General features: G+C 42.8%; 13 protein-coding genes. 4 read left to right on the forward strand and 9 right to left on the reverse strand.

Features of this window, described 5'->3' with window-relative positions:
• Positions 1 to 222: 222 nt before the first annotated feature.
• From ABD873_RS11015 to ABD873_RS11030, 4 genes are all read right to left on the reverse strand, one after another.
• Positions 223 to 2,004: an acyl-CoA dehydrogenase family protein gene (locus ABD873_RS11015; protein ID WP_345068301.1), complete on the reverse strand. Its 1,782-nt coding sequence runs from the start codon at positions 2,002 to 2,004 to the stop codon at positions 223 to 225.
• A gap of 83 nt (positions 2,005 to 2,087) precedes the next feature.
• Positions 2,088 to 3,263, reverse strand: coding sequence for an acetyl-CoA C-acyltransferase (locus ABD873_RS11020; protein WP_345068303.1), 1,176 nt, complete (start codon positions 3,261 to 3,263; stop codon positions 2,088 to 2,090).
• 108 nt (positions 3,264 to 3,371) lie between these two features.
• Positions 3,372 to 5,798 carry a 3-hydroxyacyl-CoA dehydrogenase/enoyl-CoA hydratase family protein gene (locus ABD873_RS11025; protein ID WP_345068305.1) on the reverse strand — a complete coding sequence of 809 codons (2,427 nt, stop codon included), beginning with the start codon at positions 5,796 to 5,798 and terminating at the stop codon, positions 3,372 to 3,374.
• A gap of 35 nt (positions 5,799 to 5,833) precedes the next feature.
• Positions 5,834 to 6,292: a MarR family winged helix-turn-helix transcriptional regulator gene (locus ABD873_RS11030; protein ID WP_345068307.1), complete on the reverse strand. Its 459-nt coding sequence runs from the start codon at positions 6,290 to 6,292 to the stop codon at positions 5,834 to 5,836.
• A gap of 287 nt (positions 6,293 to 6,579) precedes the next feature.
• On the opposite strand from ABD873_RS11030, the gene ABD873_RS11035 reads away from it, so the two are divergent.
• Positions 6,580 to 7,542, forward strand: a complete 963-nt coding sequence (locus ABD873_RS11035) for an isopenicillin N synthase family dioxygenase (protein WP_345068309.1) — start codon at positions 6,580 to 6,582, stop codon at positions 7,540 to 7,542.
• Between the two features lie 31 nt (positions 7,543 to 7,573).
• On the opposite strand, the gene ABD873_RS11040 is transcribed toward ABD873_RS11035, so the two are convergent.
• The gene (locus ABD873_RS11040) at positions 7,574 to 7,936 is read right to left on the reverse strand and encodes an MmcQ/YjbR family DNA-binding protein (RefSeq protein ID WP_345068311.1); all 363 of its coding nucleotides are present in this window, start codon (positions 7,934 to 7,936) and stop codon (positions 7,574 to 7,576) included.
• A 9-nt stretch (positions 7,937 to 7,945) separates the two neighbouring features.
• Positions 7,946 to 8,500 carry a thioredoxin family protein gene (locus ABD873_RS11045; protein WP_345068313.1) on the reverse strand — a complete coding sequence of 185 codons (555 nt, stop codon included), beginning with the start codon at positions 8,498 to 8,500 and terminating at the stop codon, positions 7,946 to 7,948.
• A 186-nt stretch (positions 8,501 to 8,686) separates the two neighbouring features.
• On the opposite strand from ABD873_RS11045, the gene ABD873_RS11050 reads away from it, so the two are divergent.
• The 3 genes from ABD873_RS11050 to dnaK all read left to right on the forward strand — a co-directional run bounded on the left by ABD873_RS11050 (position 8,687) and on the right by dnaK (position 14,343).
• Entirely contained in the window at positions 8,687 to 11,383 is a 2,697-nt protein-coding gene (locus tag ABD873_RS11050; protein ID WP_345068315.1) for an outer membrane beta-barrel protein, read from the forward strand.
• The gene (locus tag ABD873_RS11055; protein ID WP_345068317.1) at positions 11,376 to 12,296 is read left to right on the forward strand and encodes a GLPGLI family protein; all 921 of its coding nucleotides are present in this window, start codon (positions 11,376 to 11,378) and stop codon (positions 12,294 to 12,296) included. Before ABD873_RS11050 ends, ABD873_RS11055 begins: the two co-directional genes overlap by 8 nt.
• Positions 12,297 to 12,441: 145 nt before the next feature.
• Positions 12,442 to 14,343, forward strand: a complete 1,902-nt coding sequence (gene dnaK / locus ABD873_RS11060; RefSeq protein ID WP_345068319.1) for a molecular chaperone DnaK — start codon at positions 12,442 to 12,444, stop codon at positions 14,341 to 14,343.
• Between the two features lie 124 nt (positions 14,344 to 14,467).
• Here the strand turns inward: dnaK and ABD873_RS11065 are convergent, their stop codons facing one another.
• The 3 genes from ABD873_RS11065 to ABD873_RS11075 form a co-directional block, all read right to left on the reverse strand.
• Positions 14,468 to 14,686: a hypothetical protein gene (locus ABD873_RS11065; RefSeq protein ID WP_039054209.1), complete on the reverse strand. Its 219-nt coding sequence runs from the start codon at positions 14,684 to 14,686 to the stop codon at positions 14,468 to 14,470.
• 172 nt (positions 14,687 to 14,858) lie between these two features.
• Positions 14,859 to 15,770 (reverse strand): nucleotidyltransferase family protein, encoded by a 912-nt coding sequence (locus tag ABD873_RS11070; protein ID WP_039054210.1) that lies wholly within the window; start codon positions 15,768 to 15,770, stop codon positions 14,859 to 14,861.
• A 31-nt stretch (positions 15,771 to 15,801) separates the two neighbouring features.
• Complete coding sequence (locus tag ABD873_RS11075; protein WP_345068322.1) at positions 15,802 to 17,349, reverse strand: helicase HerA-like domain-containing protein; 1,548 nt, start codon at positions 17,347 to 17,349, stop codon at positions 15,802 to 15,804.
• Positions 17,350 to 17,518 lie beyond the last annotated feature (169 nt).

The following is a 17,518-nucleotide window of genomic DNA, read 5'->3' on the forward strand; positions in this document are numbered from 1 at the left end:
CTTTTCCATTTTGTCTTCTATTAGTCTGTTAACTTACAAAGCCGTAATATTGAAAGCTTTGCTTTACAAATATAAAAACTATTTCAAAAATGTATACTATTTTTATAGATTTAATATACATTTTAAAATAAAACACTAATACACAACCAATTAAATAAAACCTCAGGCAATAAAAAAGCCTGCTTCACAGCAGGCTTTACCTAATCAACAAATTAACGAATACTAAAAACAGTACTTATTTTCTTCGATGATTTTACGGGCAATACGTTGACGAGCTTCCTTCACATTGAAAGGTTGAGCTTTTGTAAAACGACGTAAACCCACAAGCATCATATTTAGTTCGTCTCCTTCACCGAAAGAGTAAAGGGCTTCTTTAGCGGCAACATACACTTTATCGATAGTACTGTATAGATATACGCGAGCCATATCGATAGGTAATGCCGCAGCCTCTTCTCCTTTCGTATGATAAATTTTTTCTGCACGTAGAAGCACCGATTCAGCCACATACACATAACCAATGATATCGGCGATATTCATAAGGATTTCTTGCTCTTTGGCCAAGGTCATCATTAGCTTTTGCACTGCGGCTCCGGCCACCAGCAACCCCGCCTTTTTCAGATTGGCGATAATTTTCTTTTCGGCAGCAAAAGGTCTGTCATCTTCTTCACCGAAATCAGGGATAGACATCAGCTCGTTAGCTACAGCCTGTGCCGGTCCCATCAGATCCAGTTCACCTTTCATCGCACGCTTTAAGAGCATATCTACAATCAACAGACGGTTCACTTCGTTCGTACCTTCAAAAATACGATTGATGCGAGAGTCTCTATACGCTCTTTCCATGGGAGCTTCGGCAGAATACCCCATACCGCCGTAAATCTGAACACCTTCATCCACCACGTAGTCCAACATTTCCGAACACCACACCTTGATGATAGCACATTCAATAGCAAATTGTTCTACAGATTTGAGCTTAGCCTTAGCATCATCCATGCCACCAGCAATCAATGCATCATAAGCATCATCGATATTCTGGCCGGCTCTGTAGGCTGCCGATTCTGTCGCGAAAAGTCGTGTAGCCATCTCCGCCAACTTATAGCGTATGGCACCAAACTTAGAAATAGGCAAGTTGAATTGTACGCGCTCATTAGCATAGTTCACCGCCTTGCTAATTACCGACCGTGCCGAACCGATTGTAGCTGCCCCCAGTTTAATACGTCCAATATTCAGAATATTCACGGCAATCTTGAACCCATTACCTCTTTCCGACAGCATATTTTCTACCGGAACAGGACAGTCATTGAAGAAGATTTGGCGTGTCGAAGAACCCTTGATACCCATTTTATGTTCTTCAGGATTCATCGTAATACCGCCGAAATTCTTCTCTACTATAAAAGCAGACAGGTTCTTGTCATCATCGATTTTCGCAAAGACAATAAAGATGTCCGCGAAGCCCCCATTGGTGATCCACATCTTCTGACCATTGATCAGATAATGGGTTCCCTCGGCATTAAGCTTTGCAGAGGTACGTCCCGAGTTGGCATCCGACCCGGAGTTTGGTTCCGTCAGACAGTAAGCAGCTTTCCACTCTCCTGTAGCCAGCTTGGGAATATATTTAGCCTTTTGTTCTGCATTACCATAATAGAGGATAGGCAAAGTACCGATTCCGGTATGTGCCGAAAGTGCTACAGCAAAGGAGAATCCTCCCCCCACCGCATCTGCAACAAGCATGGAGGTGTTGAAATTTTTACCGAAACCACCGTATTCTTCCGGAATGGATACACCTAATAAGCCCAGCTCTCCAGCCTTATCCAACAAACTTTGCATCAGCCCTTCCTCTTGAGCATCGATACGATCCAGCTTATTCAGTACTTCCGTATCTAGGAAGTCCAAACACGTTTGGCGTATCATCTGAGCTTCTTCATCAAATTCTTCAGGGATGAATACATCTTCGTAAGAAGTTTCTTGTATTACAAACTCTCCTCCTTTTATTGCTTTTGTTGTCATAATTTTTTAAGTCTTTTGGTTATCGAATACACCAAGGAATCTCCTTGTCTTCGTTTTTTAAATTTTCCGATGATAATTATTTATTAGTCTAATAATTCAAATATTCCGGCAGCCCCCTGACCTGTACCCACACACATGGTAACCATGCCGTATTTTTTACCGCGACGGCGCAATTCGTTTAACACTTGCACGGTCAGTTTAGCCCCTGTACATCCTAGAGGATGTCCCAAAGCTATCGCCCCACCATTGACATTTACCTTCTCTTCGTCCAAGCCCAATTCACGGATAACCGCCAAAGATTGCGAAGCAAAGGCTTCATTCAGCTCAAAGAGATCCACTTGGTCTTTGTCCAAATCTGCCATTGCCAAAGCTTTAGGAATAGCCGCCACAGGACCTATCCCCATGATGCGTGGAGGAACCCCTGCCACAGCATAGGATATAAGTTTGGCGATAGGCTTCAACCCCAACTCTTTCACCTTACGTTCGGACATTACAAGGACGAATGCCGCCCCATCCGACGTCTGTGATGAGTTTCCTGCCGTAACACATCCATTAGCAGCAAATACGGGCTTCAACTTCGCCAAAGCTTCCAGGCTGGTGTCAGCACGGGGACCTTCATCCGTATCTACGACATACTCACGGGAGCTAAGCTTACCGTCTTTGATGTAATTTTCTTTTACAGTTACAGGTACGATTTCGTCTTTAAAACGACCGTTTTTGATGGCATCTATAGCTTTAAGATGTGACTTTAAGGCAAAAGCATCCTGGTCTTCACGTGAAACGCCAAATTCTTTGGCTACAGCTTCAGCAGTAAGCCCCATACCCCAATACCAGTCTGGATGCTCCTTAGCGACTTTTGGGTTGGGAACGATTTTCCATCCTCCAAACGGCATTCCTGACATGACTTCTGCCCCGCCGGCGATAATGATATCGGCCATTCCGGATTTGATCTTAGCCGTAGCTGTAGCGATAGTTTCCAGCCCGGAAGCACAATAACGGTTTACCGTAACTCCCGGTACTTTGTCCGTATCCAGTCCCATGAGCGATATGAAACGCGCCATGTTCATTCCTTGCTCAGCTTCCGGCATCGCATTTCCAACGATAACATCATCGATATCTTCTTTATTAAGATTCGGTACCGAAGCTACCAGATGCTTAATTACTTCAGCGGCTAAATCATCCGCACGCATAAATCGAAAACCTCCTCGAGGAGCTTTTGCAACTGCGGTACGATATCCTGCTACAATATATGCTTCCATGTTATTTTCTTTTTTGAAGGTTGTATCGGTTTAATCCTTTTGCCTTGCATAATAAACTTTTGAGAACCTCCCTACAACCTGTAATATATTCTGTCTCTGTATTATACTCTAGTTTCTTAATGGTTTTCCTTTCGTCAACATATGCTGAATACGCTCCAGCGTCTTACGCTCGGCGCACAACTCCAAGAAGGCTTTGCGTTCCAAGTCCAACAGATACTGTTCTGATACCTCTGCTGGTGCTGAAAGATCTCCTCCACACATCACCCACCCCAGCTTCTCGGAGATTTTCTTGTCATGCTCCGAAATATAGCCACCGGCACGCATAGAATCAGCCCCCACATAAACTATCCCTAAACCTTGGTTTCCAAGCACTTTGATATCTGTACGTGGTATAGGTTTCGTATATCCTGCTTCGGCAAGCTCTATAGCCTTCGCCTTGGCATCGGCCAAAAGCCTTGCCCGGTTCATGGTAATACCATATTTGCCCTGCTGCAGGTAACCCAGCTCGTATGCTTCCACTGCCGAGGTAGACACTTTTGCCTGACCTATAGTCAAAAAACGCTCTTTCAACGTATTCTGCACAATCTGGTCGTCTTTATATTCATCCGATGCACGGAGGGCAAACTCCTTAGATCCTCCACCTCCCGGAATCACCCCCACACCGAACTCCACTAATCCCATATAGGTTTCGGCATGCAACTGCACGAAATCGGCATGCATAGCAAACTCACAGCCTCCTCCCAAACACAGCTGGAAAGGAGCTACCACCACAGGAATCGACGAGTAGCGGATGCGCATAGATGTATTTTGGAACATACGTACGGCCATGTTGAGCTCATCGTAATCCTGCTCCACAGCCATCATGAAGATCATACCTATATTCGCTCCAGCAGAAAAATTCTTTCCATCATTGGTAATGACCAACCCTCGGTAATCCTTTTCCGCAATATCTATAGCCTTGTTCAATCCCTGAATCACATCTCCACCTATAGTGTTCATCTTGGTGTGAAACTCGCAGTTGATGATGCCATCCCCCAAGTCTATAATTGACACACCAGAGTTTTTCCATATTGTTTTCTGCTCACGGATATGATCCAACACTATTAAGTCTTCCGTTCCCGGTATAGGCTTATACGACTTGCTAGCAATATCGTAATAGTGTCTTACACCATTTTCTACCTTATAGAAAGACTCTGCACCTGAAGCAAGCATATCATGCACCCATTGAGCTACCTCTCCGGTTTGTCCTGGAAGACGTTTCTCTTCATTCTTGATTTTCTCTATAGTCTCCCGAACCCCCAAGGCATCCCACACTTCAAAAGGACCTAACTCCCATCCGAAGCCGGCACGCATAGCGTCGTCAATGCGGAAGAAGTCATCCGTAATTTCTGGAACACGCTTCGACACATATTCAAATAGCGGGTAATGCATGGCACGGAAAAGAACAGCAGCTTTATCTGTTCCCTGCTCATACACCTTCATACGCTTGCGGATATCTTCTACCAATTTGGTAGCTTCCAGCGTCGACGACTTAACCTTCTGCTGAGGGCCGTAGGTAAGGGTCTTCAGGTTCAACGACAAAATCTCTGAGCTGCCATCCGCACTTTTTACCTTTTCATAGAATCCTTTTTTTGTTTTCTCTCCCAGCCACTTATTTTCCACCATCTTGGTGATATATGAAGGTAGTTTGAAGACACCACGTGCTTCATCGTCCGGAGCATTCTGATCTAAGCCATTGGCCACATTCACCAATGTGTCTAACCCCACTACATCCGCCGTGCGGAAAGTTGCTGACTTAGGGTGCCCCATGGCAGGTCCCGTATACTTATCGACTTCTTCTACAGTAAGACCTAACTGCTCTACAAGATGTGTCAACGCCAGCATCGAGTAAACGCCAATGCGGTTACCGATGAAAGCTGGCGTATCTTTACACAACACAACTGTTTTTCCTAATTTCTTGTCTCCATATTCCATCAAGAAGTCTACGACCTCTTTCTTGGTGTCTTTCGTTGGGATGATTTCCAACAAAGGCAAATAACGAGGAGGATTAAAGAAGTGCGTACCACAGAAGTGGGATTTAAAATCTTCCGAACGTCCCTCACTCATCATGTGTATAGGAATACCTGAAGTATTCGAGGTGATTAACGTTCCTGCCTTACGGTATTTTTCTACCTGATCAAATACAGATTTTTTAATATCCAAACGCTCTACTACCACCTCTATTACCCAATCGGCATCAGCAATCTTGGACATATCATCCTCAAAGTTCCCCGTTTTTATTCTTTTGGCGAATGACTTGCTGAATAATGGTGCAGGATTGGATTTTATAGCAGTGTCCAATGATGTATTCACAATGCGGTTGCGTACTTGCGGATGGTCTAAGGTAAGTCCTTTTGCTTCCTCCGCCGGAAGTAACTCTCGCGGAACAATGTCCAACAACAGTACTTCTACGCCGACATTAGCAAAATGACAAGCTATGCGAGACCCCATCACCCCGGATCCAAGTACAGCTACTTTATTAATACGTCTCATCATAAGTTTATATTAGTTATCGAATCGAATTATCTATTTTATTTGTTTTCAAGTTGTAGCTCCGGCTCATATTTGTTGGCCAGATCATTTACTCTTGCCAGCATATTCATCAACTGCTCGCGCTCCTGCTCGGTAAAATGGGCATTCAGATAATCGTTAAAACCGCGAACAACATCCTTTGCGATTTTGCGCTTCTCCACCCCCAAAGGAGTTAAAAACACCTTAACCGAACGTTTATCCTTATCACTAATCTCTCTATAAATGAAACCTAAACTCTCCAGATTTGCCAACACACGCGATAGCGAGGTCGTACGCACGCCCGTGGAATTTGCTATCTGCGACACAGGAGTACCCTCCCGATGAATATTTATCAAAATATACCCTGCAGCTTGAGTAAAACCATACTGCGACGCAATGTTATTGTATTTGTTCGCCACAGTCTGCCAGGCGGCTTTTAAGAAATAATCTATTGTCTTACTGTTGTTGTTTTGGTTCATTGTCAATTAGGTATAAGGTTTTTAAATTTAGTTTATTATGCAAGCATAACAAATTTATATATTACAGTTTAATATTTCAAGCAATTCAAAGTTTTTTTGATAAATATTTGTCTTTAACGGATTAAAGGGATTTTTTTGCTTCTATTTTATGTTACAAAACCATAATGTTGAAAACTTTTAAATACTGAAAATCTTAAAGTTATATCTTGCATACAAAAGGTTATAAACATTATCTTTAACCTATAAGATTATATTCGACTAACTTTGCATAAACAACAACATAAACTATGACATTAGTAAACATCCCACGATTGGATTTGCAGCAATATACGCAGGGCTCGGCGGAAGACCGTCAGAAGTTTATCCAAGACCTTGGCCGGGCATTCAACGAGACAGGCTTTGTCACCATAGCAAATCATGGTCTTAGCCAAGAACTTATCGACGAGCTATACAGCGTTGTGAAAGCTTTCTTCGACCTACCGCAAGAGATAAAAAACAAATACGAATTCCCTGAACTTGCTGGACAGCGCGGCTATACCAGCAAAGGAAAAGAGAAAGCCAAAGACGCTAAAGTTCCAGACCTTAAAGAGTTTTGGCAACGAGGTCAGACTATCGTCGGTGAAGAATATTCAAAAGAAGACTTTCCGGACAACCCTTTCGTAGAGGAACTCCCTCGCTTCAACGAAATCACGGCCCAGGTATACAAAAAACTGGAAGATGCAGGCCGTAGCTTGCTAAAAGCCATAGCTACATATCTGGAATTAGACGAAAATTATTTCGAACCACATGTCATCAACGGAAACTCTATTTTGAGAGCAATACACTATTTTCCTATCGAAAATCCGGACGAGCTGCCTGCGGACGCCGTACGTGCCGGCGCACATGAAGACATCAACCTAATTACCCTACTGATAGGTGCCAGTGCCGACGGTCTGGAAGTCTTGACAAAAAATGGAGAGTGGTTCCCTATAAAAGCTAAGGGTGAAGATATAGTGGTGAATGTGGGAGACATGCTACAGCGTCTTACCAACAATAAACTCAAATCTACCACACACCGTGTGGTGAATCCTCCTCGCGAGCTGATGAAAACATCCCGCTACTCGGTGCCGTTCTTCTTGCATCCTAAAGCCAGCATGAGCTTGGCATGTCTTGAATCGTGTATTTCGGAAAAATATCCTAAACAGTATGAAGACTATACTGCCGGTCAATACTTGGATGAAAGGTTAAGAGAAATCGGTTTGAAAATGTAATAAAATAAACAAGGACAATCGCTGATTGTCCTTATTTATTTATATTGTTACGCACACTTCTAGGTAAGGATTGAACTACCAACTCATAGCTGTGATCTATAAGCGCCTTAAGTTCCTTTTCCTGCAGCTCTCTCCCCACATATACCGTATTCCAATGTTTTTTGTTCATATGATAACCCGGAAAAACGGTTTGACTATACCGTTCACGTAGCTCTTCAGCATAGTCGGGATCGCATTTCACATTAAACCGTATCTCGTCATATTGATCCAAGGATATCAAAAGAAATATTTTCCCACCAATCTTAAACACCAAGGTGTCGGGACCGAAAGGCAATTCTTCCACCACTTGGGTAGATTTGGAAAGACAATATAGCCGTATATCCTCGATATGCATGACAAAAAACTATTGCCTCAGCAATTGAACTAGTTCTCTTTGTATCTCCTGACCTTTATCTTCATTATACCACTTCTGGATGACTTCTTTAATTTCATCCATGGAAGCATTCTTTTCTTTCAATTCTAAAAACATATGCTGTAGTTTGTCCGGACGTGGCCCCCACACCGCTAAATCTTCTCCCTTACTATTGCGGATGACCAACTTAGGAATGGATTTCCCTCCATTAGTAAGATAGCTGTTAATCAAAAATGGGTCTTCATCACGCAGCTGGATATCCAACGTGATATTAGCATTATCCTTCACCATGTTGTAAATCTGTGGAACAGAATGGGCAGCGTCCCCACACCATGGCTCGGTAATCAAAATCCATTGCTGTGGCTCCTTAACATCAGCTATAGCTTGCTTAACTTCATCGGAAGGAACAAACTTCTTTAACCAACGGTTGGTCCTTGACCAATTCAACTTTACGTAGTTATAATAATTCTCATCTTGATATAGAGGAAACTTCTCTGGATGATTTACGATCTCTTCGAAATTACGGATATAATTTTCAAATGTCATGCTTGTAAATTGAGTTAACGTGTCGCTAGGTCAAAGACCCTTTTCGGCATCAACATTTCTAAGTTGATGCGCAGCAAAAATACATTAATAAAACATATCTTCCGTCATGATATTGTTGCATCTTCATTAAACCTTTTTTCCTTTACACTATCTAACTTTGATGTTTGTTACTAACATCAAACCTGAATGAAATTTTTTGTTACGTTAATTACTTCCTGCCTATTGACCATTACCTGTTTTGCTCAAGCCAATCTTACGGGTAAAGTTCTTAATAGAGACGACAGTAAGCCTTTAACCAATGCTACCATCGTACTCCTTAATCAGGATTCTATCCTTCAATATTTTGTTAGAGCCAATGAAGACGGAAACTTCGAGTTCAAAGGAATCAAGCCAGCGGATTATCTCCTTATCGTCTCCTATCCTAAATTTGAAGTATATTCCCAACCCATAGAACTGGATAAAAACCTCAACCTTAAGCCCATATTGTTAAGTTCACGCGCCCATCTGATAGAGGAGGTAGTCGTGAAAGCCAAAATCCCTATTCGACTGAAGGGTGACACCATAGAATATGATGCAGCAAGTTTTGAAACGGAGAAAAATGCCAAACTAGAAGATCTGCTACGCCGCCTGCCGGGACTGACAGTGTCGGCCAGTGGCGACATTACGGCGCATGGAAAGACCGTTTCCAAAGTGTTGATTGACGGGGAAGAATTTTTCGGCTACGACCCTAAAATCGCAATACGCAACATCAGGGCAGATGCCGTGGACAAAGTACAGGTGTACGAACGAAAGTCCGAGGAGTCAGAGCTTACCGGTATTGATGATGGACAGCGCTTTCAAACTGTCAATGTAGTACTCAAAGAAGAAGCTCGCGTAGGGTTGTTTGGCAATATAGAAGGACACTTAGGCACAGAAGAACTCTACACCGCAAACCTGTTTGCTGCCAAATTCAATCGAACCGAACGTATAGGACTTACCGCCAATACCAACAATATGGGTGCGAATGCCGGAGGAAGAGAAGGTAGTCTGCGCATGAACAGCCAGATCACGGGAGAACCACGCAACACCTCCGTTGGCGCAAACTACGAAAACCAGTTCTTTCAAAAGAAACTGAACGTCAATGCTAACTATAACTTCAATGATGCCAGCAACAGAAACGAGAGAGAAAGATACAACAAAGAAATCATCTCTAGCGAGGAAGTACAGGAAACAAACAGCCTATCTCAAAATTCCAACAACAATCAAGGTCACTCTTTCAGATCTATATTCCGATTTCGTCCGAACACCAAATCCAACATGGATGTCCATTTCAACGCCAGAAAATCGCAGTCCTCTAGTTGGAGTGCCTCAGAAAATTATATGATCAACAACAGTGTGGATTCCATCCGCGATTACAGAAGTGAAAACAACAGCACCGGAGACAGCCAATCGAGCGAAATAAGCATAAACTACAGACGAAGACTCAAAGAAGGACAGGCTTTAAACCTTCTTCTAAGTAATAAATTCGACGAATCTAACCAACAGAGCGATGTCTTCCAACGCACCTATCTACATAAAGAAGATAAAGAAACTATCGTGGATCAAAATCGGCTTTCTGACTCCCGCAACTATAATTTCAACTCCCAGATACATTTCTCCAATAGAATCAACCAAAATCTGAACTATTCTCTAGGCTACAACCTAGGATTCCGCCACGATAAAAACAAGGTGGACGCCTTCAACAAGCTGGCAAACAATGATGAACTGGACTTGCAATACTCGCAAAACCAAATCAACAAGAGTAGTAATAATACCCTTTTGGCAAATCTTAATTTCAACGCTGAAAAAGTAAGCGTATCCCTGTCAAACCGAACCAACTACCGCAGCCAGAAACTAACAGACTCTTACAGAGATATCGACCTCAGCAGAAACTTCTGGGATAACAACCTGAATCTTTCCGGAAATTATAAGATATCAAACCGAAAAAATCTATCGTTAAACTATCAACAAAATTTTGATATACCTTCGTTCAACCAACTGCAGCCGCTACAGCCGCAGACCTCTGCCATCTTTATCCAAGAAGGTAATCCTGATCTAAAAAGAGCTGTCAACAATGGATTTAATATCAACTACAATACAATCAGTCTGATGAAAGGTACCAGCTGGAACATAAACTCCAGCATCAACATAAAAAGCAATCCTATTGTCAACAAACGGACCGTTACAGATTCGGTAACTATCAGCACCTATGTCAATGTCTCAGGCAAATCGTCCTGGAACGCCAACCTGAATACCAACTACAGCTTGCCGCTGTTCCAACAAATAGTTCAGTTCAACATCTCCTCAGGAGTAAACTACAACAACGGTTTTAGCTATACCAGATATCAAGAGCCGGGAAGCCCTATCCAAGGTCAATACGAGCTCAACAACACACAAAACGCTTCCCTCTTCACAGGCATTAGCTTCAACGAACAGAACTCTTCCGGGTTAGATTATGATTTCAGCTGGAGAGTTACTGTCAACAACCAGCGCAACAGCCTTCAAAGGAATTTGAATTCCACCAACCTCATCACAGGAGGTTCTTCCTACTTGCGCTATTTCTTTCCAAAGAAATTCAACGTATCGGCAAACATACATTACAATTTGGAAGGGCCGACCAAGCTTTACAAAGAAAGCATACAGCAGTTCTACGCAAATGTGGAACTCAGCAAGAAACTGCTGAAAAATGAGAGCCTCGTAGTTTCTATAAAGGCTTTCGACATTTTCAACACGTATAATACCACAAACCGAAGTGTATCAGAAACAGAATATTCGGAATCCACACAGCTCATGCTGACACGTTATATTCTTTTCGGTTTAAAATGGGATTTCAACAAAAATTTAGGTAAAAAGAAAAATGAATAAGATTAAGATATTGGTGCTGCTGTTTTTGTGTGTTTCCACCTTAAGCACACAGGCTCAGTACAGCTATTTCGGAACACGGGGCCGCATATATTTCGACAAAATTACTTACATCAAAGCACGACTTAAAAGTGCTGCTCAAAATTCACCTAACGGTGGTTTCGGACGTGGTATGTTCAACACCGACAATATGCCGGAGTCTACCACGCAGAAGCTACTCCTGTATTTTGATGAGAACAGCACCTTACTGGTAACGGACCCAAGTGCAGAAAATGCTTCCGAAGGAGCTCGTGCAGGCAATAGAGCTATAGCAGGTGCAGGCATGGTAGGAAGAAGAGGCAACACTGTTGCCGGGGCTCCCCGTGGTGGCACGGTGACAGTCCGAGGCGGAGAAAGGGCCAGATTACAAGGTGAAACGCGTATAGGGATGTCAGGCAGCCGTCCCAATAATGCAACGAAAGTCATGTTTCAAGACCTGAAGAAGAAAACGACCAACTTACAGATTGAGGTGGATGAAAATTACATCATCACCGATACCATAAACCAAATTACTTGGCGTTTCACCGATGAATACCGAAACATCGCAGGCTTTGAATGCCGAAGAGCTAACGGCGCCACTGCCGACTCCCTGTATTTGGTAGCCTTCTTCACTGATGAAATCCCTGTATCTGCCGGACCTGCCTTTACCAGCGGACTGCCGGGCATGATTCTCGGCCTCGCCATCCCCGAAATGCATATTCAGTATTGGGCCACTAAAGTGGAATATACTAACAATACCGTACCCGCTGACTGGAAAAACAAAAAGAGTACGACCATTACCTTCGATGACTTTTTAAAATCTTTTGGCAGATTTTACCAACGCGGACGTGACAGTAATTCCAGCAAAAGACAGGTTCAAGAACAGCTTATTTATTAACAAAAAGACAATTTGTCACTAAGACCTGACATTTTTAAGACAGTTTGAGTGTTTTTATTTCATTTTTGAACGATATGTGTTGTTGGCACAAGGGTTGATATATTGTTATCAAATTAAAAGTTAGTAAATAAACAATATTCAAAATATGTCTAAAATTATAGGTATCGACTTAGGAACTACGAACTCATGTGTTGCTGTAATGGAGGGTAACGAGCCCGTAGTTATCGCAAACAACGAGGGTAAACGCACGACTCCTTCCATCGTAGCATTTGTAGAAGGTGGTGAGCGTAAAGTAGGTGATCCGGCAAAACGTCAAGCGATCACAAATCCGCATAAAACAATCTATTCTATCAAACGTTTCATGGGAACTTCTTTTGACGAAGCGCAAAAAGAGATCCCTCACGTTCCTTACAAAGTTGTTAAAGGCGACAACAATACTCCACGTGTGGAAATTGATGACCGCAAATATACACCACAAGAAATTTCGGCCATGATTCTTCAAAAAATGAAGAAAACTGCCGAAGATTATCTTGGTCAGGAAGTGACACGTGCCGTAATCACTGTTCCGGCTTACTTCAATGACGCACAGCGCCAAGCTACTAAAGAGGCTGGAGAAATCGCCGGTCTCAAAGTAGAACGTATCATCAATGAACCTACTGCGGCTGCATTGGCCTACGGTCTTGACAAGGCCAACAAAGACATGAAGATTGTCGTATTCGACTGTGGTGGGGGTACACACGACGTTTCAGTATTGGAGTTAGGTGACGGCGTATTTGAAGTTAAAGCTACTGACGGTGATACACATTTAGGTGGTGACGACTTCGACAATGCTATCATCAACTGGTTGAACGACGAGTTCAAAGCAGAATACAGCATCGACTTGAAACAAGATCCTATGGCTTTACAACGCCTTAAAGAGGCAGCCGAAAAAGCAAAAATCGAACTTTCAAGCTCGACATCTACCGAAATCAACTTACCATATATCACCGCTGACGCTACAGGTCCTAAACACTTAGTACGCACCTTGTCACGCGCTAAATTCGAAACGTTGGTAGCTGACTTGGTAAAACGTACTATCGAGCCATGCCGTATAGCCTTGAAAAATGCAGGATTCACTACGGCAGATATCGATGAAGTAATCTTGGTAGGTGGTTCTACACGTATCCCAGCCATCCAACAGGCCGTTAAAGATTTCTTCGGCAAAGAGCCTTCGAAGAGCGTTAACCCTGACGAGGTGGTAGCATTGGGTGCCGCTATCCAAGGTGGTGTGTTGACAGGAGAAGTAAAAGACGTATTGTTGTTAGACGTTACTCCTCTTTCTTTAGGTATAGAAACTATGGGTGGGGTGTTCACCAAATTGATTGAAGCCAACACTACCATTCCTACAAGAAAGTCGGAAATCTTCTCTACAGCTACGGACAACCAACCTTCGGTAGAAATCCACGTATTACAAGGTGAGCGTCCTATGGCCGCACAAAACCGTACCTTAGGTCGTTTCCAATTGACAGATATTCCACCGGCACCACGTGGTGTACCTCAAATTGAAGTTACTTTCGACATCGATGCGAACGGTATTCTAAAAGTATCAGCAAAAGATAAAGCCACAGGCAAAGAGCAAAATATCCGCATCGAAGCTTCTTCCGGTCTTTCTCAGGAAGAAATCGAAAAGATGAAACGCGAAGCTGAAGCAAATGCTGAGGCCGACAGAAAAATGAAAGAAGAAGCAGACAAACTGAATACAGCAGATGCCCTAATCTTCTCCACTGAAAAACAATTGAAAGAGTATGGTGACAAACTTTCTGCTGATAAAAAATCTGCTATCGAAGCCGGCCTTCAAAAATTGAAATCAGCACATGCTGCACGCAACTTTGCCGACATCGACACTGCTACTACCGAGCTTCAAAACGCTTGGAACGCAGCTTCTGAAGAGATGTACGCCGCAACAGGAGGCGCTCAGCAGGCACAAAACACCGACGGTCAAGCTCAACAAGGCAACAACCAAGGAGGTGATGATGTGCAAGACGTAGAATTCGAAGAAGTAAAATAATCTTCTCAGCATAAAAAAGCCCCCTAAGATTACTCTTAGGGGGCTTTTTATTTTCTAAGACATTGAATAAATCTATAAACGGGAATCGCAAGTATAACTGTATCCAAATTAAACCGACGAAGGCTTATGCTTTCAATTCCAACTGAATTTTATTTTTCGAATAGATAAGCTTCACACCATACTGCTGAGCTATATCTAACTTTAATTCTCCCTCTATTTTATGGGCCACATTTAAAAGATTAGTTTCCAACACATTGCCTTGGATCTGCATAATGAAAGAATACAACAGAGCTACGGCTATCAACATGCGTAGGCTGCGACCAAGTAGACTGAACAGATTCATAGTGATTAAATTTAACGCATTAAAAATACAACAAAGTCATTCATAATCAAAGCCTTACACATAAAAGTATTGTTACAAAACCATGTAATTTTCTGCTAATCCGTGAAAATCAGCATTAAACAAAAAGGGCACAAAATAATTTGTGCCCTCATATCTTTGCTTGGGTTATTCATTAAAACAATTTGTCAGGATATACTCCTTGAGCAATTAAAGCAGTAATATTCTCTTGTACGATAGGCTTGTCTTCCGGATAAGTTACTCCAAACCATTTCGACGAAGTAGGAATAACTTTAAAATCGGCTAGCCCATGTTTCACCATATAGTCCGGAATGGAAGGTATAAAGAATTCAGCCTTTGGATTATCGGCATTCTCTTCTACAAAGGTCGGGAACAATTCCATACAGATATCAAAGATACGTGGTGTAAATCCCCAGAAATTCATAGACACGCGGGTCTTAGGATCTAAATCGTATTCTACGTCATTCTCGTTGAACACGATTTTACGGTTTTCACCTTCTCCTTTATAATAGATATTGGTACGTTCGGTTACGGACTCCATATTTCCCTCTGGACTTACTTCACACACGCCGCGTGATACATAGCCATAATCGGACATGGTATTGCCTATTTCAAAGCCCATCAGAGCCATATGGCTGTCTTTAACCTCTTCATTTAAGAATTTGGCCATCTTTTCGAATGCGTCAGCGCCATAAAAGTCATCGGCATTAATCACACAAAAAGGCTCATTAATTTTATCTTTAGCGCTCATCACGGCATGGGCAGTACCCCAAGGTTTTGTTCTTTCAATAACTTTATCTATGCCGAATTTGGTAAGATCAAAATCTTGGAAAGCATAGTCTACCTCGATTTTTCCCTTCAATTTTTCGTCGAATTTTGAACGCATTACATCTTCGAATTCTTTACGAATGATGAATACAACTTTTCCAAAACCGGCACGTATGGCATCGTATATAGAGTAGTCGATTATAGTCTCACCGTGAGGTCCAAAGCTGTCAACTTGTTTTAGCGATCCATAGCGGCTCGCCATACCCGCCGCAAGAACTAATAAAGTAGGTCTCTTCATATTTTGATTATAAATATTGTCCGCAAATATACTATTTCTTTTTAAAGAAAGAATTTAAGATTCCTGTGGCAATTCTACTCAACAACTTAACACCTTCACGGGCTAACGTTCGGCTTGCCTGGGTCTGCGCTGCTTCTAGAGGGGTCTGACGACGCGATGTAGAAGTCCGGCTGCGCGATGTTTGTTTGGCAGCTTCCTGCTTGGCTTTTTCCTGCGCCTCCTTGGCCAATGCGGCTGCCTCCCGCTCTTCTAGAATTTCTGCTGCCGTCCTACGCTCTATACGCTCTTGGTACTTGGTATAGAATTCCGAAGTCTTCGTGATCTGCTCGTAAGTTTGGCTACTGCAAGGCCCCATCACAGCTCTTGCAGGAACAAGATGCGTGGCCACGACCTCCGTAGGAATACCCTTATCATTCAATACCGTTATCAAAGCCTGCCCCGTACCAAGAGAGGTCAGCACCTTGTCTATTTCGTAAAACTGCGAGGTAGGATAAGTCTTTACGGTCTTTTTCAGGTTTTCCGCATCGTTGGGTGTAAATGCCCGCAGTGCATGCTGAACGCGGTTCCCCAACTGACTTAACACACTTTCCGAAATGTCTGTCGCTGCCTGCGTACAGAAAAATACGCCTACCCCTTTAGAACGTATCAGCCGTACAATCTGCTCAATCTGTGCGAGGAAAGCTTTGGAAGCTCCGTTGAAAAGAAGATGGGCTTCATCCAAGAAAAACACAAGCTTAGGTTTATCCAGGTCTCCCACTTCAGGAAGTTTTTTGAACAGCTGCGCCAACAAACTTAAAAGGAAAGTAGAATATAACACCGGCTGGTCCTGTATGTCGGAAATGTTTAGCAAGGTGATCACGCCTCTGCCGTCTACTTTACCAAAAAGATCCTGAATATCGAATTCTTTTTCTCCGAAGATATGGGCTACGCCCTGCTGTTCTATGGCTACTATCTTACGGAGGATAGCTCCGGAGCTGGCGGAGCTGATTTTACCATAATCTTCCTTAATCTCCGTCGCTCCCGGTCCGTCAGCCAGATACGATAGAAGTTTTTTCAGGTCGTCAAAATCTACTAAAGGAAGCGAATTATCTTGCGCATACTTGAATAACACACTCAACACGCCGGATTGCGTATCATTCAGATCTAAAATACGAGACAACATTACGGGGCCGAAATCCTCTACAGTAAGACGCATTGGTGCTCCTAATTTTCCTGTTAGGGAAAATATTTCTATTGGGAAGCTTGTCGGCACAAAAGGGATTCCTACGGCATTGCCTCGCTCTATAAGAGCGTCGTTGGTTGTCCCTTCTTCAGCCAATCCGGACAGGTCTCCCTTCACATCCAACATAAATACAGGAACTCCTTTGTCTGACAGTTGCTCAGTGATAAGCTGCAGGGTCCTGGTCTTTCCTGTTCCGGTGGCTCCGGCAATCAAGCCGTGACGGTTCATCATCTTCAAGGCCAGCTTTACTTGGGCCTCCGTAACCACCTCCCCTTCCAGAATCCCCGATCCCAGTTGGATAAAGTCACCCTTAGGATTATAAGAAGTCGTTATACGCTCAATAAATGCTTCTTTCATAGAATTAAATTTTACGAACCTAATTTAAAAATATTAAATGCAATACCGAAATCCCCTACCTTGCGATAGGGTTATTTTTATCACTAAAAACTACAATTCCAAATTTTATATTACAAACTGTTGTTTTTTCGTAACAAAACACAACTTTCTATTGTTTTTTTGCGTACTT

The organism is Sphingobacterium thermophilum (assembly GCF_039541675.1).
Classification (GTDB): domain Bacteria; phylum Bacteroidota; class Bacteroidia; order Sphingobacteriales; family Sphingobacteriaceae; genus Sphingobacterium; species Sphingobacterium thermophilum.